The sequence below is a fragment of the Actinomadura sp. 21ATH genome (assembly GCF_041951345.1).
Lineage (GTDB): Bacteria > Actinomycetota > Actinomycetes > Streptosporangiales > Streptosporangiaceae > Spirillospora.
Map to the genome: position 1 here is coordinate 149,157 of NZ_JBGNUR010000011.1, position 18,645 is coordinate 167,801.

Below are 18,645 nucleotides of genomic sequence, written 5' to 3' on the forward strand. Positions count from 1 at the left end.
TTCTAGAGGGCAGTAAGTCGCGTCCACCTGTTTGGGAGATCATCTGGAGATCAGCTGAAATGCCCTTACGGCCATTTACCGGCGGCTTCGCCGGTGATCGCCCGGAGTAGTACCGTCCGTGTCCGTGCCGCCCTCCGATGACCCCGCCGACACCCCGCACGACACTCCGCCCGACGAGACCTCCGGCGAGACCTCCGATGACCCCGCCGACGACCCCGCCGGTGCCCACTCCAGCGAACCCTCCGGGCGCGGCTCCTCGCACCGTTCGCTCGACGACCTGCTCGACTGCCCGGCCGGCCTGCTGGACACCACCTTCGACCAGCTCCGCACGCTCCTGGTGGTGCACGAGACGGGGTCCGCGCTGCGGGCCGCGCGCGTCCTCGGCCGCGAGCAGTCGAGCGTCCAGAAGCAGCTCGACACGCTCAACCGCAACTGCCAGGCCATGTGCGGCGAGGTGCTCACCCTGCGGCAGGGCCGCGGCAAGGACTACCTGTTCACGCCGGCCGGCGAGGACACGGCGCGGCTGGCGCGCGAGACCCTGGGCCGCTGGCTCGACGCCGTCCACCAGAGCAGGCGGCGGCTGGGCCGGATGCTCACGGTGGGGACGACCGAGTTCACCCTGCCGATCGTGTCGCGGGCCTGGGCCCGGGCGTCGGCGGACCTCGGCGCGCGCGAGGTGGAGTTCCGCGCCGTGCACGTCCGCACCAAGGACATGTGGGCGCGGCTGGAGTCCAACGAGATGGACCTCGTCTGCGGCACCATCGTCAGCACGCCCGAGGGCGACCGGCGGCTGCGCGACCACGCGGTCGTCGAGTACGCCCGCGGCCGCGCGATGCTCCTCACCAACCTGGGCGAGGACGAGCTGCCGGGACCGGAGGCCCGCACCAGCGCGCTCGCGGAACTGCCGCTGGTGGTGCCGTCCGCCGGGCTGATCGCCGACTTCCTGGCCGGCTGGTACGGCGCCGCCTTCCGGGACCGCCTCAACGTGGTCGCCGACATCGACGACGTCCACTACGGGCGGTCGCTGCTGCGCTCGGGGTTCGTCCGGGGCTGCATGATCGTGACCGAGTCGATCGGGCGGCGGACCGCCGGCGGCCGTACCGAGCCGGGGGAGCTGCCGCTGCGCACCGTCGAGCTGCACGACGACCTGGAGCCCAGGGCCGAGCTGATGACCGGCGCGTTCGTCCGCAAGGCGGACCTGGAGCGCTACGACGAGGGCCACCCGCTCAACCTGCTGTGGGCGGCCGTCCACGAGGACGTCCGGCACTACCTGGCCGAACGCCCCACCCGCGACACCACCACGTGATCTCAGCGGACTCGGCGGCGGGTTCCGGGGCTCGTCAGGTCTCGGGCCGGGGCGTTCGCGCCTGGGGCGGGTGCCTGGGCGGGTGATTGGCCGCGGTGTGGCCCTGGCCGGTCGTGCCGGGCAGGGCCACCGGCCGCGTCAGTTCTTGATCTGGTTGTCGACCACGTCGAGGGACGGCCGGGCGCCGAGGTGCTGCATGGCGCGCGCGGCGAGCCGGCAGCCCGCGGTCAGCGCGTCGGCCGGCTGCTTGCCGTCCAGCCACGGCGGCAGGAACCCGGCCACGAACGCGTCCCCGGCCCCCGTCCCGTCGATGATCTTGTCGACCGGCTCGGCGGCGACCGTGACCGGCTCGGGCCGGCCGTTGGTGTACCAGAGCGCGCCGTCCGCGCCGTTCATGATCACGACCTGCGGGTACCAGGCGGTCAGCACCTTGGCGGCCCCCTCGGGCGTGTCGCGCCCGGTGAGGATCTCCGCCTCCTTGGCGTTGACCACCAGCATCCGGGCGCCCTGCGTCCACTCCAGGAACGGCTCGGCGCCCATCCGCTTGAGCGGGGAGGACGAGCCGCCGTCGACCGAGATGGACATCTGGGCCTTGCGGGCCAGGTCGAGGGCGTGGATGGCGGCCTTGCGGGAACCCTCGTTGATCAGGGCGTACCCCGACAGGTGCAGGTGGGTCCCCTGGTGGAAAAGGTCTCTGCAGCGTTCGATGTCCTCGGGCAGCAGCGCCGCGTTGGCACCCGGGTCCGACAGCATCGTCCGGTCCCCCTTGTGGGTGACCAGGACCACGCAGGTGCCGGTCGGGCGCTCCTGGTCCATGACCAGGCGGGCGTCCACGCCGTACCCCATGAGTTCCATGTCACGGTTGCGGCCCGCGATGTCGGAGCCGCGGCGGCCGACGAAGGCCGCCTCGATCCCCTCCAGGGCCAGCCACGAGGCCACGTTGGCGCCCGAGCCGCCCCCGTGCGTCGTCACGGCGGCGGGCGTGTCACTCCCCTTTGCCAGGGGATATGCGGCACGAGCAATGGTGTCAGTCATCAAATCGCCGACCACGACCACGCGCGTCATGGAGTCATCACCTCGATCAACACGGCCCGCGCGAGCGGCATACTGGGCGTGCAGACGACCGTAACAGCTCTTGACCCCCGATTAGGTCTCGAACGCGCAGCGAAACCGGGGAACCCGGCCTTTTTCGCGGGCCGTTCCCCGGGCGCGGTCCCGGGCGGCCCGCGCGGGGCGTGCCTTACCCTCGGGTACGTGAGCGAGGGGTACCCGGACCAGTGGGAGGCCGACGTCGTCCTCACCGACGGCGGGACGGCCCACCTGCGTCCCATCACGGGCGACGACGCCGAACTGCTGCGCTCCTTCTACGCGCGCCTGTCACCGGAGACGATCTACTACCGGTTCTTCTCGCCGCGGCCGCGGCTGTCCGACCGTGAGATCGAGCACTTCACCCACGTCGACCACGACCGGCGGGTCGCGCTGATCGCCACGATCGGCGGCGCGATGGTGGCGGTGGTCCGCTACGACACGCTGGCCGACCGCCCCGGGACGGCCGAGGTCGCGTTCCTCGTCGAGGACGCCCACCAGGGCCGCGGGCTCGGGGCGGTGCTCCTGGAGCACATCGCCGCGGCCGCCCGGGAACGCGGACTCGAACGGTTCGTGGCCAGCGTCCTGCCCGACAACAGGCGGATGACCCGCGTGTTCCGCGAGGTCGGCTACCGCGCCGAGCAGCACTTCGAGGAAGGCGTCATCGAGCTCGTCCTGGACCTGGAGCCGACCGAGACGTCGGTGGAGGTCATGGCGGCCCGGGAGCACCGCGCCGAGTCCCGTTCCATACAGCGGCTGCTGTTCCCGGGCTCGGTCGCGGTCATCGGCGCCAGCCGCGCCGAGCACAGCGTGGGGCAGACCGTCCTCCGCCACCTCCTGCGCGGCGACTTCAGCGGCCCCGTCTACCCGGTGCACCCCACCGCCACGGCCGTCGCCGGGGTACGGGCCTACACGTCCGTCCTGGACATCCCCGACGACGTGGACCTCGCGGTCGTGTCCGTCCGCGCGCCCTCCGTCCACGAGGTCGTCGAGCAGTGCGCGAGCAAGGGCGTACGGGGCCTCATCGTCGTCTCGTCCGGTTTCGGCGAGACGGGCGCCGAGGGCCGGGAGCGCCAGGAGGAGCTCGTCCGGCTCGCCCGCGCGTACGGCATGCGCGTCGTGGGCCCCAACTGCCTGGGCGTGGCCAACACCGACCCCGAGGTACGGCTCAACGCCACCCTCGCCCCCCGCATGCCCGGCCGCGGCCCCGTCGGGTTCTTCTCCCAGTCGGGCGCCCTGGGCATCGCGATCATGGAGCGCACCGCCGAACGCGGCCTCGGCCTCTCCACGTTCGTGTCGGCCGGCAACCGCGCCGACGTGTCCGGCAACGACCTCATGCAGTACTGGGAGGAGGACCCCGCCACCAAGGCCGTCCTGCTCTACCTGGAGTCGCTGGGCAACCCCCGCAAGTTCGCTCGGCTGGCGCGCCGGCTCAGCCGCCGCAAGCCCATCGTGGCGGTCAAGAGCGGCCGCAGCCTCCAAGGCGTGCCGATCGGGCACGCCGCGCAGGCGCTGAGCCTGCCCGACCACGCGGTCAGCGCGCTGTTCGCGCAGGCCGGCGTGATCCGCGTGGAGGACCTGGCGGAGCTGTTCGACGTCGCCCAGCTGCTCGCCTACCAGCCGCTCCCCGCCGGCGACCGCGTCGCGATCATCGACAACTCCGACTCGCTCGGCCTGCTCGCCCAGGACGCCGCCGCCGCGCTCGGCCTCCAGGCCGGGCCGCCCGTCAACCTCGGCCCGCGCGCCGGAGCCGAGGAGTACGAGGCCGCCCTCGCCGCCGCCCTGGAGGACGACGAGATCGACGCCGTCGTGGCGCTGTTCACCCCGCCCACCATCGGCGGTTACGACCTGCGCGTCCCCGAGCGGCTCCGCAGGCTCGCCGCCGGCAGCGGCAAGCCGATCGTGGCCACCTACCTGGGCTCCGAGGGCATGCCGGAGGACCTGCGCGTCACCGGCCCGGACGGGATGCCCGCCGAGGGATCGGTCCCCTCCTACCCCGCCCCCGAGGACGCCGTCCGCGCCCTCGCCTACGTCATCCGGTACGCGCAGTGGCGCCGCAGCCCCCAGGGCCACGTCCCGGACCTCCCCGGCACCGACCGCAAGCGCGCGCGAGCCCTCGTCACCGAATGGCTCGCGCCCGGCGAGCCCGTCGCCGCCACCCCCGAGCAGGCCGCCGAACTGCTCGCCTGCTACGGCGTCACCGTCCAGGAGAAGGGCGACGGCGTGCCCACGCGCGTCCTCACCATGGAGGACCCCTCCTTCGGCGCCGTCGTCTCCTTCGGCCTGGCCGACGAGACCGCCGCCCTCCTGGACGACCGCGCCTACCGCCTCGCGCCCCTCACGGACGTGGAGGCCGCGGAGATCGTCCGCGCCGTCCGCACCGCGCCGCTGCTCCTCGGCCACCGCGGCGCCGAGCCCGTCGACGTACCGGCGCTGGAGGACCTCCTCCTCCGCGTCTCCCGCCTGGCCGACGACCTCCCCGAAGTCGCCCGCCTGGAACTCGACCCGGTCGTGGTCGGCCCCAACGGCGCGGCCGTCCGCGAGGTGACCCTCGACCTGGCCCGCCCGAGAGGCCCTCGCCCAGAGCTAGGCCCCCGCCGCCTCGCGTGATTGTGGAGGGGCGAGTCGTTTCATTGTGGAGGGGCGACCCTCCACACCACCCGGCCCGGGGTGGGCGTCCTGCGCTCGTTCCTCGCTCCGGGCGCCCACCCCGGGGCAGGGGACTCCGTCCCCCGCACCCCCTGCTGGGGGCTTCGCCCCCTCGTCCCCCCTTTGGGGCTCCGCCCCTGGGGCCGGTGCGGGGGGCCGTCGTCGTGGGCCGGGTGAGGTGGTCAGGACGGTGGGGAAGGTTGAGGGGCCGGAGTCGGGGGGATCGGGTCCGGCTCCGGGGGCGGCGGCGACGGCTCGGGTGGCGGGCCCGGCGGGACGGGCTCCGGCTCCGGGGTCGGCGGGACCGGGTCGGGGGACGGGCCCGGTGGTACGGGGCCCGGCGGGCTCGGGGCGGGGCCGGGGGCAGGCGGTCCCGGGGCCGGGACGGGCGGTTTCGGGGGCGGTGCCGGGTCCGGGGTCGGCGGCGGCACCGGCGGTGGTGACGGCAAGGGATCACGGTCTGCCATGCCTGCCCCTTACCCGGAGGAGAGCGGGACGACCATCCCGGAATGCCCGTGTCGCGGTACGTCATGTGCGCGGGCCGCCCCGGACAGGGCAGGATGGGGACCATGAGGGAAACCCGAGCGACGGCTCACGGGTTGCGCACGGCCATCGAGCGCAGCGGTTACTACCCGGCCCTGGTCGCGGACGCGGTCGAGTCGGCGATAGGCGACGAGCACGTGATCGCCTATGTGGTCCATCACGAGGCGACGTTCGATCCCGCGATGGAGGTGCGGCGGCACGTGACCGTGCTGGTGCTCTCCGCGACGCGGCTGCTGGTCTGCCACACCGACGAGCATCCGCCCGGCGAGGGCATGGCGCAGCCCCACGCGTCCACCACCACCGAGGCCGTCAAGCTGGACCGCGTCCAGTCGGTCGCGGTCACCAGGGTCGTCCCGGACCCCGCGTCGTACGTGCCGGGCGTGCCGCCCAGCGAGGTGGTGCTGACGATCGGGTGGGGCGCGATCGCGCACGTCGACCTGGAGCCGGCGACCTGCGGGGACGAGAACTGCGAGGCCGACCACGGCTACACCGGCAGCGTCACCGCCGACGACCTGTCGCTGCGGGTCAGCGAGGCCGCCGACGGCCGGGACGCGGTCGTCCAGGTGCTGGCTTTCGCCGCGGCGCTGTCGGCCGAGACCGCAGGGTGAGCGCGCCGCCCGTTCCCCGGTACGGGACGAGCGCGCTCGCCGACCTGCCGCCGTCGGTGCTGGCGTCGCTGGGCGTGCCGGGCGTCCGGAACGTCCTGGACCTGCCGGCGGCGCGGCGCGCCTGCGTGCTGATCGTGGACGGGCTGGGGTGGGAGCTGCTCCAGGCCCACCGGGACCTGGCGCCGTTCCTGTCCTCGCTGCAAGGGGGGCCGCTGACGGCGGGCTTCCCGGCCACGACGGTCGCCAGCCTCGGATCGCTGGCCACGGGGCTGCCGCCGGGCGGGCACGGCCTGCTGGGCGTGCAGGTGGCGATCCCGGGCACCGGGCGGCTGCTCAACTGCCTGCGCTGGCAGGACGAGACGGTCGACCCCGCCACGTTCCAGCCGGCCCCCACGATGTACGAGCGGGCCGCCGCCGACGGCGTGCGCACGGCGTACGTGGCGCTCGGCGAGTACAAGGGGTCGGGGCTGAGCCTGGCCACCGTCCGCGGCGCGGACTACGTGAAGGCCGGCGGGCTCGGCCAGCTGGTGGGGCGGGCGGAGAAGGCGCTGCGCGAGGGCGAGCGCAGCTTCGTGACGGTCTACCACGCCGACCTGGACGCGACCGGCCACCGGTTCGGCGCCGACTCGCCCGACTGGCGCCACCAGCTGCGCTTCGTCGATCTGCTCGCCGAGCAGATCGCGGAGGTCCTGCCGCCGGAGACGGCGCTGTACGTCACCGCCGACCACGGCATGGTCGACCCGACCGAGCGGGTGGACGTCGACGCGACGCCCGCGCTCCAGCGGGGCGTGGCGCTGATCGGCGGCGACGCCCGCGCCCGGTACGTCTACAGCGAGCCGGGCGCGGAGGCCGAGGTCCTGGACGCCTGGCGGGACGTGCTCGGCGACCGGGCCTGGGTCGTCCCGCGGGACGAGGCCGTGGCGGCGGGCTGGTTCGGGGAGGTCGCGCCCGGCCTGCTGGAACGGATCGGCGACGTGATCGCGGTGCCGCGCACGGATCTGGCCATCGTCGCGTCCGAGCGGGAGCCGTGGCTGGCGAGGATGGTCGGCATGCACGGCTCGCTCGTCCCGGCGGAGCTGCTGGTGCCGCTGCTGCGCGTCACCCGTCCGTGAGTCGCTCCTCCAGCCGTTCCAGCCGCTGGACGATCGGTGCGAGCTCCTGCCGGAGGGCCGCCGCCAGGGCCTCCTGAGGGTCGCCCGGCGCGGCGGCGGGGCGCGCCGCCGCCTGGGCGCGCAGGTGGACGTACCCGGCCAGTGCCGCGCTGACGGCCCGCCGCGCCAGCCGCGGCTCGGCGCCCATCGAGCGCAGGATCCGCCCGGCGGTGCCGTCGGGCTCGGCGATCAGGCCGAGCAGCAGGTGCTCGCAGCCGACGTAGTTGTGCCCGAGCGAGGTCGCCTCGGTCACGGTCAGCTCCAGCGCGGCGGCCGCCCGGGGGCCGAAGCGGAGGGCGGGGTCGTCCTCGACCTTCGCGCCCGCGGGGGTCCGGCGGACGATCTCGCTCCACACCCGGTCGGGGTCGATCTCCAGCGCGCGCAGTACCTGGAGGGCGAGGTTGCCGCCCTCGGAGAGCAGGCCGCCCAGGAGGTGCTCGGTCCCGATCTCGGCGGCCCCGGACGTGCGGGCCTGCTCGTGCGCGAGCGTGACGGCGGTACGGGTGCGTTCGGTGAAGTGGCGCAGGTTCGCGACGGCCTCCTGGAGGTCGGAACCGGACGACGCGGTCTCGCGGATGGCCGTGACCCGCCGTACCGCCTGCTCAAGGGCGCGCTGGCACACCGCCGACACCGGCACCCCCGCCTCCTTGACGGCCTCGGCGAGCTCGTCCGGCAGATACACGTTGATCTTCGGCATCGATGTACCTCCATTGGGGTTATAACCCGCATATAACCCCAGCCACGCCGAGTTGTCCACCCCCCTCCCAAAACCCGGCATCGCGGGCCAAACTGGCGATGTGCATCCACTCATCGACGTCCCCGCTCTGGCCCGATCCCTCCGCCGGGAACCCCCCGTCCTGCTCGACGTGCGCTGGCACCTGGCCGGCCCGCCGGGCATCGACTCGTACCGGCGCGGCCACCTCCCCGGCGCGGCCTTCGTCGACCTGGACCGCGACGTCGCCGGGCCGCCCGGCGAGGGCGGCCGCCACCCGCTGCCCGCCCCGGGCGCCTTCGAGGCCGCGATGCGGCGCGCCGGCGTCGACGCGGGCCGCCCGGTGGTCGTGTACGACGACGCCGACTCCACCGCCGCCGCCCGCCTGTGGTGGACGCTGCGCTACTTCGGCCACGAGCGCGTCCGGGTCCTGGACGGCGGCTTCCGCGCCTGGACCGAGGCCGGCCTGCCGGTGACCACCGAGGAGCCGGCCGCCAAACCCGGCGACTTCATCGCCCGCCCCGGGCGGCTGCCCGTCCTGGACGCCGACGGCGCCGCCGCGCTCGCCAAGGCCGGCGCCCTCCTGGACGCCCGCGCCGCCGAACGCTACCGGGGCGAGACCGAGCCGGTGGACCCCGTCGCCGGGCACATCCCCGGCGCCCGCAACGCCCCCACCCTCGGCAACGTCGGCGTCGACGGCCGCTTCCTCCCGCCCGAGCTGCTGCGCGAGCGCTTCGCCGGCCTCGGCGCCACCGACGCCGTGGACGTCGGCGCCTACTGCGGCTCGGGCGTCACCGCCGCCCACGAGATCCTCGCGCTGACCCTCGCCGGCATCCCCGCCGCCCTGTACGTCGGCTCCTGGTCGAACTGGATCGAGGACCCGTCCCACCCGGTGGCCACCGGCGACGCCTGAGCCCTCAGCCGGGCCTGCGGAGCAGCAGGCGGCCGTGCAGGAAACGCTCGTTCTCGCCGGGCTCGCGCACCATCCGCGCGATCTCGGCGAGGCCGGCGGCCCGCGCCAGGCCGGCGATCAGATCGAGCGGCAGCCGGTACGCCGGCGCCACCTTGTGGTCGAACTCCTCGGGCTCGTCACCCTCGGCGTGGAAGAAGCCGAGCAGCAGGTGGCCGCCCGGCGCCAGCACCCGGTGGAACTCGGCGAGGACCTCCGGCAGCAGCTCCGGCGCCAGGTGGATGACCGAGTACCAGGACAGGACGCCGCCCAGCGCGCCGTCCCCGGCGTCGAGCGCGGTCAGCGAGCCCTCGTCGAAGCGCTGCTCCGGGTACTCGGCGCGGGCCAGCGCGACCATCTCCGGCGACAGGTCGACGCCGGAGGCGTCGAGGCCCAGGGAACGCAGCCGCGCCGTGTTGTGACCGGGCCCGCAGCCGGCGTCCACGACCCGGCCGCCGCCGCGCCGGACCAGCTCCGCGAACGCGGTGATCAACGCGCCGTCGAGCGGCTGCTCGTCGAGCGCGTTCCGGGCGAGGTCCGAGTAGAGGGCGGCGACGGAGTCGTACGAGGCCCGGACGGTGTCCTGCCGGGCGGAGTGCTGGGAGCCGATCATGGTCCACGAACATAGCGGTCATCCCGCGCCGTAGCAGTTGAACCCCGCCACGCCCGCGGTCCGCTCGGCGGCCGCGAGGGCCCGGGCCGGCGTGCCGCCCGCGACCAGCCGGGCGTGGAAGGCCGCCATGAACGCCGGGGCGTCCGCGTCGCCGACCGGCGCCACGCTCGCGACGACCGTGGCGGTCCCGAGCGCCAGCAGGACGCCGACCATGCTCGTCACCGCGTCCCGGTCGTCCTCGCCCGTACGGCCGAGGTCGCAGGCCGACAGCACGACCAGCCGCGGCGGCGCGGCCAGCTCCTCCAGGTCGCAGAGCATCAGCGGGCCGTCGGCCAGCCGCAGCCGCGAGAACAGCGCGCCCTCGTCGCGGAACTCGCCGTGCGCCGCCAGGTGCGCGACGTCCGCGCCCGCGAGGGCGTCCCGCACGGCCTCCGCCCGGGCCGCCGGGCCGAGGAAGGACCGGGCGTCCGGGTAGAGCCGCCGCACCGCCCTGATCTCCTCCTGCGCGTGCGCCAGCCCCGGCCCCGAGGCCAGCACCGCCCGGCGGGACGGCCGCGGCGCGTCGGCGGAACGGGCCCGCAGCCAGGCCGCGGCCGAGGGGACGACCGTGTACGGGCGCCCGCGCAGGAACGGCAGCACTCCCCACGGGATCGCGTGCAGCGGGCCGGTAGGGGCGATGACCAGCTCCCCGCCCTGGCGCCCCAGCGGGGCCATGAGCCGGTCGAGCCGCTCGCAGGCGCGCGCGAGACCGGTACGCGCCTGCGCGTCGTCCCCGCGCATCGCCAGGCGCCGCAGGGCGAAGCCCGCGAGCCGCGCATGGTGGAGCGCCTCGCCGTACGGGGCGAGATGGTGGTGCCGGTACCGGCCCTCACCCGTGACGACGGCGTGCAGGTCGTCCTCCACGCGGACGAACTCGACGAGCGTGCGGCCGCCCAGCTCCGCCTCCAGCCGGGCGGCGTCCAGCGGGACGCGCGCGCCCGCCTCTCCGGAACGGGTACGCGCCCGGGCCCGGATCGACTCCTCCAGCCGGGACACCTCGGCGGGCGGCGCGTCCTGCGCGCGGGCCGCGGCGTGCCGGGCGCTGAGCGCGCGCAGCTCGGACAGGGCCGCCGCGCGCACCGGATCGCGCGGCGGCCGCAGCGACACCGGACGGGCGGCCGCGCGGCGGCGCTCCTCGGCCAGGAACAGCTCGCGCGCCGACCGGGCCAGCCGCAGCCCGAACGCGGCCAGCTCCTCGCCCAGCCCGGCGGCCCGCGCCCGCAGCTCCAGCGCGCCGAACACCTCCGCGTACTCCTCCACGACCCGCAGGCCCGCGTCGACCGCGGCGCGCGCGCCGTCCTCGTCCCCGCAGGCCCAGCGGTCCAGCGCGGCCGCGTGCCAGGCGGCGGCGCGCAGCGGCGCCGGCCCCTCCTCGCGGGCCCGGGCCACCGGCTCCAGCAGATGGCCGGCGGGACGGCCCAGCGCGAGCGCGAGGCGGGCGGCGATGATCCGGGCCTCGGCGGCGGTGTCCGCCCAGCCGCCCTCGGCGAGCCGGTCGGCGGTCGCGGCGGCCGTGCGGAGGAACACGGCCGACCGGTCGCCCGCCGCCCAGCGGGCGCGGAGCAGGCAGTGCTCGGCCAGCAGCATCCACCCGGTGCGCTCCTGGGCGGCGAACGCGGCCCGGGCCCGCTCGGCCGTTGCGGCCGCCCGCTCCGGATCGCCGCCGGCCAGCTCGGCGTGCGCGAGCAGCAGCAGGCCGTCCGCGATGTCGCAGCGGTACCCGTGCGCCGCGACCTCCTCCAGCGTCGCCGCCAGCAGCGGGCGCGCCTCCCCGGGCAGGCCCGCCTGGATGAGGGTCTCGCCCAGGTCGAACCGGCACTGCGCGACGCGCTCGCGGGACAGCCCCGGCTCGGCGGCGGCGAACAGCCGCAACGCGCGCGGAACGTCGCCCTTCCTGGACGCGGCGAACGCGAGGTTCGCCCGCGCCATCGCCGCCAGGTGCGCGAGACCGGCGGCCTCCCCTACGGCGGCGGCCTCGTTCAGCGCCGTTTCGGCCGTGCCGAGGTCGCCGGTCAGGGCCCGCGCCAGGCCCAGGTTGGTGAGCAGCCCGGTCAGCGTCACCGGATCCCCGTCCCGGCGCAGCCGCGGCAGCGCCTCCGCGGCGACCCGCCCGGCCTCCGCCACCCGCCCCGCCCGCGCGAGCGCGCAGGCGACGTTGGCCGCGAGCCGGTCGGCGTCGGGACCTTCCAGGACGTCCCCGGCCCGCGCCGCCTCCGCGAGCGCCTCCCGCACGTCACCGCGCGCGGCCAGCAGCCCGACCAGGTTCATCCGCACGAGCGCGGCGCCGTATCCCTCCGCGTCCGCCAGCGCCCGCCGCAGCAGGGCGATGCCCTCCTCCAGCAGCCCCAGCTCCTTGGCCGCCAGCCCCGCGGCCCTCAGCGCGATCAGCATGGCCGCCCGGTCGCCCGCCGCCTCGGCCCGCGCCAGCAGCGCCCGAGCCCGCGCGTACGAGGCCGCCGGATCCGCCGCCGAAAGCCGCAACAACCCCAGCGCCTCCGCCGCCGACCCCGCCCCCTCGCCCGCGCCGCCCCGCTCGCCCGCCGTGCCGCGAGCACTTGCACTGGCGTGTTCACCTCCGATGCCGGAAGTGCTCGCGCCGGCTTGGTCACCGGCGGTGTTGCGTTCGTTCGCGCGGGGCGGGTGGGGGTGTTCGGGGGATGGGGGTGCGGCGGTCACAGGCGGATCCAGCTCGTGACGATGGACGTGCCGTCCGGGAGGTGGAAGAGGAGGCTGACCAGGCCCTCGGGGATCGCGGGGAGGGCGAAGTGGCCGGTGTCGTCGGCGTGGGTCTCCGGGCCCCCGGGCGGCAGCTCGGGGTGGCGGACGTGGACGCGGGCGGGGGACGGCGGGGCCAGACGGCCCGCGATCTCGCGCTCGCGGCCGGTGCCGGCGATCTCCATCTCGATCACCGTGTCGCGGGCGGTGAACGTGAGCGTGCGCGCCGGGGTGCCGCGGACGGCGCCCGCCTGGCCGGCGTGGTCGCCGGTGAGTTCGGCCAGCTCCGCGCCGGGACGGCGCCAGGCCAGCGCCGCGCGCGCGGCGGCCAGCACCTCGGCGGGAACCGGGTCGAGCGCCTGGTACGTCGCCCGGACCTGGGCCAGCAGGCCGTCGTGATCCATGCGGCCCGTCACGCGAGCCGCCGCAGCAGGCTCTCCAGGCACCGGGCCCGGGTGGGGCCGATGCTGCCGACCGGCATCTCCAGCGCCGCCGACAGCTCCGCGTAGCTCGGCGCGAGCGCGAACAGCCGCAGCAGCACCTGGCAGCGCCGGGGGAGCGCCTCCAGGGCGGCCGCGACCTGCCCGAACCGCTCGCGCGCCAGCGCGACCTCCTCGGGCGGCGGCGCCGCGGCGGGGAGCGCGCCGTCCGCGTCCAGCGGCGCCTGCCGCGACGCGCGGCGGGCGGTGCGCATGCTCTCCCGGCGCACCGTCACCACCAGCCAGCGCCCGACGGCGCCCGGCCGCTCGATCCCGTCGATCCGCTCGACCAGCCGCAGCCACGTCGTCTGCACCGCGTCCCCCGCGTCCGCCTCGCCCAGGCCGTACGAGCGCGCGACCGACCACAGCAGCCCGCTGTAGCGCTCCACCAGCCGCGCCCACGCGGCGCCGTCGCCGTGCCGGGCCCGTTCCACCAGCTCCGCCACGTCGGCGGCGTCACGGGCGTCCACTGGCGACCCGTTCCTCGGTGACGCCGACGACCGCGCCCAGGTCGGGCAGGGAACGGGCGGCACGGGCCAGCAGCCGGTCGGCGGCCGCGGCGGCCGGCTCGCCGCCCGCGGCGGCGAGCGCGGCGATGCGGCCCGCGACGTCCGGCGCGGCGAACGACGTGCCGCTCCAGCTCGCGTACCCCTCGAACGCCCCGAAGCGCACGAAGCTGCTGGTGACGCCGGTGCCCGGCGCGCACGCGTCGACCCACCAGCCGTAGTTGGAGAACCAGGCGCGGTCGGGGCCGTCCAGCGCCGCCACCGCGATCACCGGTTTCAGCGCGGCGGGCCAGAACGGCCGGTCGGTGGCGGTGTTGCCCGCGCAGGCGACGACGGCCGTGCCGCGGCCGAACGCCGCGACGGCCCGCGCCAGCACCGGGGACGGCCGGTCGTCGTAGGTGTGGCAGCCGATCGACAGGTTGACCACGTCGGCGCCGCCCGCGTCGGCCAGCCGGCCGAGGGCGCGGATGACGTCCAGCTCGTCGCCCACCCCGTCGCCGCCGACGACGCGGTACGCGCGCAGCCGCGCCGACGGGGCGCGGCGCAGCAGCACCCCCGCGACGAACGTGCCGTGCCCGGCCTGCGCGTCGAGCTCGAAGTCCAGGTCGGCGTCCAGGTCCTCCATCGCCTCCGCGCGCTGCGGCGCGTACCAGGCGGCGTGCTCGTACCAGGGGTGCGGCCACAGGCCCGAGTCGAGGACCGCGATCGTCACCTCGCGGCGCGGCGGCCCGGCCGGGACGGGCGCGGGGAGCGGCGCGGCGGGACGGGGCAGGTCGGCGGGACCGCTCCACCAGAGCGGCTGCGCCTGCACCAGGTGGTTGGGGGCGGCGCCGAGCCGGCGGTGCCGGGCGTCGCCGGCGAGCCCGGCGGCCAGCTCGCACACGTCCACCCCGGCCGCCGGGCGCAGCCGCAGGCTCGCGACGCCGTGCTCGTCGCGCCGCGAGTCGCACCAGCGCCGGACCCGGTCCTCGACGGCGGCCGCGTCGGGCCCGGCGACCAGCAGCTGGTCGCGGCGGACCAGGGCCTGGCGGCCCGGTACGGGCTCCACGACGGCGGCGTCCGGATGGCGGGCCAGCAGCCGCTCCAGCCGTGCCTCTTGGTCGAGCATCGGACCTCGCTTTCACGTGGAGTGACCGCCGACTCACCCATGGTGCATGTTTGTGGGGTGGTGCGGCGGCGGTTCGGGAAAATGTGCGTTACTGGAGACGTGATCGGACGTGCGGCGGTGCGGCCCCTGAGGTCGGCGTCCGAACGGTGGGTCCGCGTGGCCTGCCTGGCCTGCGGGGCGCTGCCCGTGCTCGCGTTCCCGCGTCCGGCGCTGTCGTGGCTCGCGTGGGCGGTCCTGGTCCCCGGGCTGCTGCTGATGCGGTCGGCGCCGGACGCCCGTACGGCGGCGTTCCGCGGCTGGTGGTTCGGTGCCGGATACCTGCTGGCGGCCCTCTACTGGACGGTCCCCGACATCGGCCCCGGCCTGCCGCTCGTCGCGGCCGTCTTCGGCGCCCTGTGGGCGGTGTGGGGCGCGGCGGCCCGGCGGCTGTCGCCGGCCGCGGCGGTGGTGGTGCTGCCGTGCGTCTGGGTGAGCATCGAGTTCGTGCGCTACTGGCCGCGCCTCGGCGGGCCGTGGGCGCTGCTGGGGGCGACGCAGTGGAAGCACCCGGTCGTGCTGAGCCTGGCGGCCGTGGGAGGCGTGTGGCTCGTGTCGTTCGTCCTGGTGGCGGTCAACACGGCGATCGCGATGGCCGTCGTCGCCAGGAAGCCGGGCTTCGCCGTTCTCGCTGCGGCGCTCGCCTGCACCGCACCCCTCGCGTACGCGACGCGTCCCGCGCCGCCCGCCGACCGTACGGTCCGCATCGCGCTCGTGCAGACCGGCGTCGTCCACAGCCCGGCAGTACGCCTCGACGCAGGGGAGCGCATCACCGCCGCGCTACCGCCGGTGGACCTCGCCGTATGGGGGGAGAGCAGCGTCGGGTACAACGTCGTACGCGACGCCGCTGTGTCCGCCCGCCTGGAGGCCCTCGCCAGGAACAACCCCGTGCTGGTGAACGAGGACGCCCGGGACGCCGGCGGCCGCATCTCCAAGAGCGCCGTCCTGCTCCGCCCCGACGGCACCCGCGAGCGCTACGTGAAGACGCGGCTGGTGCCGTTCGGCGAGTACGTCCCGTTCCGGTCGGCCCTCGGCTGGCTGGCGAGCGTCAGCGAGGCGGCGGGGGAGGACCGGGTCCCGGGGACGGGCGTGCGCGTCATGCGCGTGGACGGCGTCGCCATCGGCCCGCTCATCTGCTTCGAGTCCACGTTCCCCGACTACGCGCGGGCGGTCGCGGGCAGGGGCGCCCAGGTGCTGGTCTACCAGTCGTCCACGTCCACGTTCCAGGAGAGCTGGGCGCCGCCGCAGCACGCGTCGCTCGCGGCCGTGCGCGCGGCGGAGACGGGCCGTCCCGCCGTGCAGGCCGCGCTCACGGGGGTGTCGGCGGCGTTCGACGCGCAGGGCAGGCGGCTGGCGTGGCTGGACACCGACCGGCGGGGCGCGGCGGTCGTGGCACTGGCCGTCCCGCCGGCCGGCCACCGGACGCCGTACGCGCGGTTCGGCGACTACGTCGCGTACCTCTCGGCGGCCGCCACCGGTGTGATCTTGGTCATCACGGTCCGGAGTTCCGGGCCTACGGCCCGGCGTCGCCGGGACCGCCGTCCCTCCCCGCCGGGACCCCGCGCCGCGTAGCGTTCTCATCGCGACGGCCACCTGACCACCGCTCGCCGACGCCGCAGGACGGGGGTTTCCGCGGGACGGGCGAGCGGGGTCGTCGCATGTCCGGACCCTTCCCGCGGCGCCTCCGGGACGCGTTGTGATCGCCGTGACGCGGAGGTGATCGTGGGGCAAGGCTTCGGCAAACAGCCGTCGCCCGGTGGTGCGACCCGTGCCGATGATGCAGAATGAGGGGCGCGGACGCCGTCTTGGGGTGTGCGAGGCCGTAGGGGAAGACGAGCCTCAGTACAGATCCAGGAGGTCCGGTGACCGCACGTGGCGTTTTCTACGTCCACTCCGCGCCACCTGCGCTGAGCCCGCATGTTGAATGGGCCGCCGCAGGTGTACTCGGCGTGCCCGTTTCCCTTGATTGGGCCGATCAGGCGGCCGCTCCGGGGACACTGCGCGCCGAACTGCATTGGGAGGGCAAGCCCGGTACCGCCGCCGGGATCGCCTCCGCGCTGCGCAACTGGAAGCTCGTGCGCTTCGAGGTCACCGAGGACGCCACCCCCGGCTGCGACGGCGTCCGCTACAGCTTCACCCCGTCGCTGGGCGTCTTCACCGGGGTGATCGGCGCCGCCGGCGACATCATGATCCCCGAGGACCGGCTGCGGGCGGTGATGGCCAACGCGGCGGTCGGCAAGGGCTCGCTGGAGGGCGAGCTCGACCGGCTGCTCGGCACGCCTTGGGACAACGAGCTGGAGCCGTTCCGGCGGGCCGGCGACGGCGCGCCCGTGCGCTGGCTGCACGCCGCCGTCTGACCGTCGGCGTAGCGCAGAAGGACCCTGGTCCCGCCGCGAGGCGGAGGCCAGGGTCCTGCCGTCGGTGCGCCGCGTCCGCGTCTCGGTGACCGCGGGCGCGGGCCCGGGTGCTCAGACGCGGCGGAAGGCGACCGACACGTTGTGGCCGCCGAAGCCGAACGAGTTGTTGAGGGCGGCGAGCGGGCCGTCCGGCAGCTTGCGGGGCTCGCCGCGCACGATGTCGAGGTCGGCCTCGTCGTCGAGGTCCTCCAGGTTGATGGTGGGCGGCACCAGGCCGTCGCGCAGCGCCGCGATCGTGATCAGCGACTCGAGCGCGCCGGCGCCGCCGAGCAGGTGCCCGGTCATCGACTTGGTGCCGGTCACCACGACGTCGGCCGCGGCGTCGCCGAGCGCGACCTTGATGGACGCCAGCTCGGCCACGTCGCCCTGCGGCGTGGACGTGGCGTGCGCGTTGATGTGCCTGATGTCGGACGGCTCCAGCCCGGCGTCCTTCATCGCGCGGCGCATCGCCTTGGACTGGCCGGCACCGGTCGGCTCGGGCTGCACGATGTCGTGCGCGTCGCCGGAGTAGCCGCAGCCGGCGGCGATGCCGTGGACGGTGGCGCCGCGGGCGCGGGCGTGCTCCTCCGACTCCAGGATCATCACGGCGGAGCCCTCCGCGAGCACGAAGCCGTCGCGGTTCTTGTCGTACGGGCGGGACGCGCGCTCCGGCTCGTCGTTGCGGGTCGACAGCGCCCGCATGGAACCGAACGAGGCCAGCTGCAGCGGGTGGATGCACGCCTCGGTGCCGCCGCAGATCACCACGTCGGCCCGGCCGGCCCGGATCATGTCGATCGCGTACCCGACCGCCTCCGCGCTGGACGCGCAGGCGCTCACGAGGGCGTGCGAGCCGGCCATCGCGCCGAACTCGATGCCCACGTGCCCGGAGGCGCCGTTCGGCATCAGCATCGGCACGGTGAACGGGCTGACGCGGTTCCAGCCCTTCTCGCGGTAGACGTCGTAGCTGCCGAGCGCCGTGTGCAGGCCCCCGATGCCGCTGGACAGCACGACGCCGAGCCGGTCGCCGTCCACGACGAAGCCCTCGGCGGGCGCGGCGTCCTCCTGGGCGGCGCCCTTGCGCGCGCGTGCGGGCGGCGCGAAACCGGCGTGCGTCCAGGCTTCGCGGGCGGCGATCAGCGCGATCGCCTGGTTGCGGTCGAGGCGGCGCAGCTGCTGCTTGGGAAAGACCTCGGACGGATCCACCGCCAGCGTGGCGGCGAACCGTACGGGCAGGTCCTCGATGCCCTCCCAGTCCAGCTTGCGCACCCCGGACTTCCCGGCGAGCAGCGCGGACCAGGTCGACGGCCAGTCTCCGCCGAGCGGTGTCGTGGCGCCCAGCCCGGTGACGACGACGGTGGTCTGGCTAGTGCTCATCGTTAGTGCTCCTCGCACAACTGGGGGGTAGGGAAACGCGGCGCGCCCCCTCCCGAAGCTCCGGGAGGGGTGGCGCGCCGCCCTGGTCGCCTACGACTGAGGGTCGCCTACGACTGGAGGTTCTGGACGAAGTTGATGACGTCCTTCACCGTCTTCAGGTTGCGCAGCTCGTCGTCGGGGATCTCGACATCGAACTTGTCCTGCGCGGCGACGGCGATCTCCACCATCGACAGCGAGTCGATGTCGAGGTCGTCGATGAAGTTCTTCTCGGGGGTCACCTCGGACTTGTCGATGCCGACGATGTCGTCGATGATCTCGGCGAGACCGTCCAGGATCTCCTTCTCGCTGACTGCCATGTCCGTCCTATCTCCTTTT

16 protein-coding genes are annotated in these 18,645 nt (G+C 75.5%); 7 read left to right on the forward strand and 9 right to left on the reverse strand.

Annotated elements, in window-relative coordinates; genetic code table 11:
• The first annotated feature begins 124 nt into the window (after positions 1–124).
• Positions 125–1,306 carry a LysR family transcriptional regulator gene (locus ACA361_RS28125; RefSeq protein WP_375016739.1) on the forward strand — a complete coding sequence of 394 codons (1,182 nt, stop codon included), beginning with the start codon at positions 125–127 and terminating at the stop codon, positions 1,304–1,306.
• A 138-nt stretch (positions 1,307–1,444) separates the two neighbouring features.
• Here ACA361_RS28125 and ACA361_RS28130 read toward each other — a convergent pair whose 3' ends face one another.
• Complete coding sequence (locus tag ACA361_RS28130) at positions 1,445–2,371, reverse strand: carbohydrate kinase family protein (RefSeq protein WP_375016741.1); 927 nt, start codon at positions 2,369–2,371, stop codon at positions 1,445–1,447.
• A gap of 189 nt (positions 2,372–2,560) precedes the next feature.
• Here ACA361_RS28130 and ACA361_RS28135 point away from each other — a divergent pair, with 189 nt between their 5' ends.
• The 3 genes from ACA361_RS28135 (at position 2,561) to ACA361_RS28145 (ending at position 7,304) form a co-directional block, all read left to right on the forward strand.
• Positions 2,561–5,002, forward strand: coding sequence for a GNAT family N-acetyltransferase (locus tag ACA361_RS28135; protein WP_375016743.1), 2,442 nt, complete (start codon positions 2,561–2,563; stop codon positions 5,000–5,002).
• A gap of 608 nt (positions 5,003–5,610) precedes the next feature.
• The gene (locus ACA361_RS28140; RefSeq protein ID WP_375016745.1) at positions 5,611–6,192 is read left to right on the forward strand and encodes a DUF5998 family protein; all 582 of its coding nucleotides are present in this window, start codon (positions 5,611–5,613) and stop codon (positions 6,190–6,192) included.
• A complete protein-coding gene (locus ACA361_RS28145; RefSeq protein ID WP_375016747.1) occupies positions 6,189–7,304 on the forward strand; it encodes an alkaline phosphatase family protein in 1,116 nt (371 codons plus the stop codon). The genes ACA361_RS28140 and ACA361_RS28145 overlap by 4 nt, the downstream gene beginning before the upstream one ends.
• Here ACA361_RS28145 and ACA361_RS28150 read toward each other — a convergent pair.
• On the reverse strand, positions 7,291–8,040 hold the full coding sequence (locus ACA361_RS28150; protein WP_375016749.1) for a Clp protease N-terminal domain-containing protein: 750 nt from the start codon (positions 8,038–8,040) through the stop codon (positions 7,291–7,293). The two genes, ACA361_RS28145 and ACA361_RS28150, sit on opposite strands and share 14 nt — an antisense overlap.
• A gap of 100 nt (positions 8,041–8,140) precedes the next feature.
• Here ACA361_RS28150 and ACA361_RS28155 point away from each other — a divergent pair, with 100 nt between their 5' ends.
• Complete coding sequence (locus ACA361_RS28155) at positions 8,141–8,968, forward strand: sulfurtransferase (RefSeq protein ID WP_375016751.1); 828 nt, start codon at positions 8,141–8,143, stop codon at positions 8,966–8,968.
• Between the two features lie 4 nt (positions 8,969–8,972).
• On the opposite strand, the gene ACA361_RS28160 is transcribed toward ACA361_RS28155, so the two are convergent.
• The 5 genes from ACA361_RS28160 to ACA361_RS28180 all read right to left on the reverse strand — a co-directional run bounded on the left by ACA361_RS28160 (position 8,973) and on the right by ACA361_RS28180 (position 14,464).
• Entirely contained in the window at positions 8,973–9,617 is a 645-nt protein-coding gene (locus tag ACA361_RS28160; RefSeq protein WP_375016753.1) for a class I SAM-dependent methyltransferase, read from the reverse strand.
• An 18-nt stretch (positions 9,618–9,635) separates the two neighbouring features.
• Positions 9,636–12,140, reverse strand: a complete 2,505-nt coding sequence (locus ACA361_RS28165) for a CHAT domain-containing protein (protein ID WP_375016754.1) — start codon at positions 12,138–12,140, stop codon at positions 9,636–9,638.
• A 188-nt stretch (positions 12,141–12,328) separates the two neighbouring features.
• Positions 12,329–12,775 (reverse strand): hypothetical protein, encoded by a 447-nt coding sequence (locus ACA361_RS28170; protein ID WP_375016756.1) that lies wholly within the window; start codon positions 12,773–12,775, stop codon positions 12,329–12,331.
• Positions 12,776–12,783: 8 nt separating this feature from the next.
• A complete protein-coding gene (locus ACA361_RS28175; RefSeq protein WP_375016757.1) occupies positions 12,784–13,320 on the reverse strand; it encodes an RNA polymerase sigma factor in 537 nt (178 codons plus the stop codon).
• Positions 13,307–14,464 (reverse strand): S8 family serine peptidase, encoded by a 1,158-nt coding sequence (locus ACA361_RS28180; protein ID WP_375016759.1) that lies wholly within the window; start codon positions 14,462–14,464, stop codon positions 13,307–13,309. Before ACA361_RS28180 ends, ACA361_RS28175 begins: the two co-directional genes overlap by 14 nt.
• A 99-nt stretch (positions 14,465–14,563) precedes the next feature.
• On the opposite strand from ACA361_RS28180, the gene lnt reads away from it, so the two are divergent.
• Complete coding sequence (gene lnt / locus ACA361_RS28185) at positions 14,564–16,072, forward strand: apolipoprotein N-acyltransferase (protein WP_375016761.1); 1,509 nt, start codon at positions 14,564–14,566, stop codon at positions 16,070–16,072.
• Between the two features lie 290 nt (positions 16,073–16,362).
• A complete protein-coding gene (locus ACA361_RS28190; RefSeq protein ID WP_375016763.1) occupies positions 16,363–16,857 on the forward strand; it encodes a DUF3145 domain-containing protein in 495 nt (164 codons plus the stop codon).
• Between the two features lie 111 nt (positions 16,858–16,968).
• Here the strand turns inward: ACA361_RS28190 and ACA361_RS28195 are convergent, their stop codons facing one another.
• Positions 16,969–18,270 (reverse strand): beta-ketoacyl-[acyl-carrier-protein] synthase family protein, encoded by a 1,302-nt coding sequence (locus tag ACA361_RS28195; protein WP_375016764.1) that lies wholly within the window; start codon positions 18,268–18,270, stop codon positions 16,969–16,971.
• A gap of 107 nt (positions 18,271–18,377) precedes the next feature.
• Positions 18,378–18,626 (reverse strand): acyl carrier protein, encoded by a 249-nt coding sequence (locus ACA361_RS28200; RefSeq protein ID WP_375016767.1) that lies wholly within the window; start codon positions 18,624–18,626, stop codon positions 18,378–18,380.
• Between the last annotated feature and the right edge of the window lie 19 nt (positions 18,627–18,645).

Coding starts and splice junctions, on each gene's coding strand:
- ACA361_RS28130 (WP_375016741.1), bottom strand. CDS start 2,371: ATGACGCGCGTGGTCGTGGTCGGCGATTTGATGACTGACACCATTGCT.
- ACA361_RS28200 (WP_375016767.1), bottom strand. CDS start 18,626: ATGGCAGTCAGCGAGAAGGAGATCCTGGACGGTCTCGCCGAGATCATC.
- ACA361_RS28140 (WP_375016745.1), top strand. CDS start 5,611: ATGAGGGAAACCCGAGCGACGGCTCACGGGTTGCGCACGGCCATCGAG.
- ACA361_RS28150 (WP_375016749.1), bottom strand. CDS start 8,040: ATGCCGAAGATCAACGTGTATCTGCCGGACGAGCTCGCCGAGGCCGTC.
- ACA361_RS28180 (WP_375016759.1), bottom strand. CDS start 14,464: ATGCTCGACCAAGAGGCACGGCTGGAGCGGCTGCTGGCCCGCCATCCG.
- ACA361_RS28195 (WP_375016764.1), bottom strand. CDS start 18,270: ATGAGCACTAGCCAGACCACCGTCGTCGTCACCGGGCTGGGCGCCACG.
- ACA361_RS28160 (WP_375016753.1), bottom strand. CDS start 9,617: ATGATCGGCTCCCAGCACTCCGCCCGGCAGGACACCGTCCGGGCCTCG.
- ACA361_RS28170 (WP_375016756.1), bottom strand. CDS start 12,775: ATGGATCACGACGGCCTGCTGGCCCAGGTCCGGGCGACGTACCAGGCG.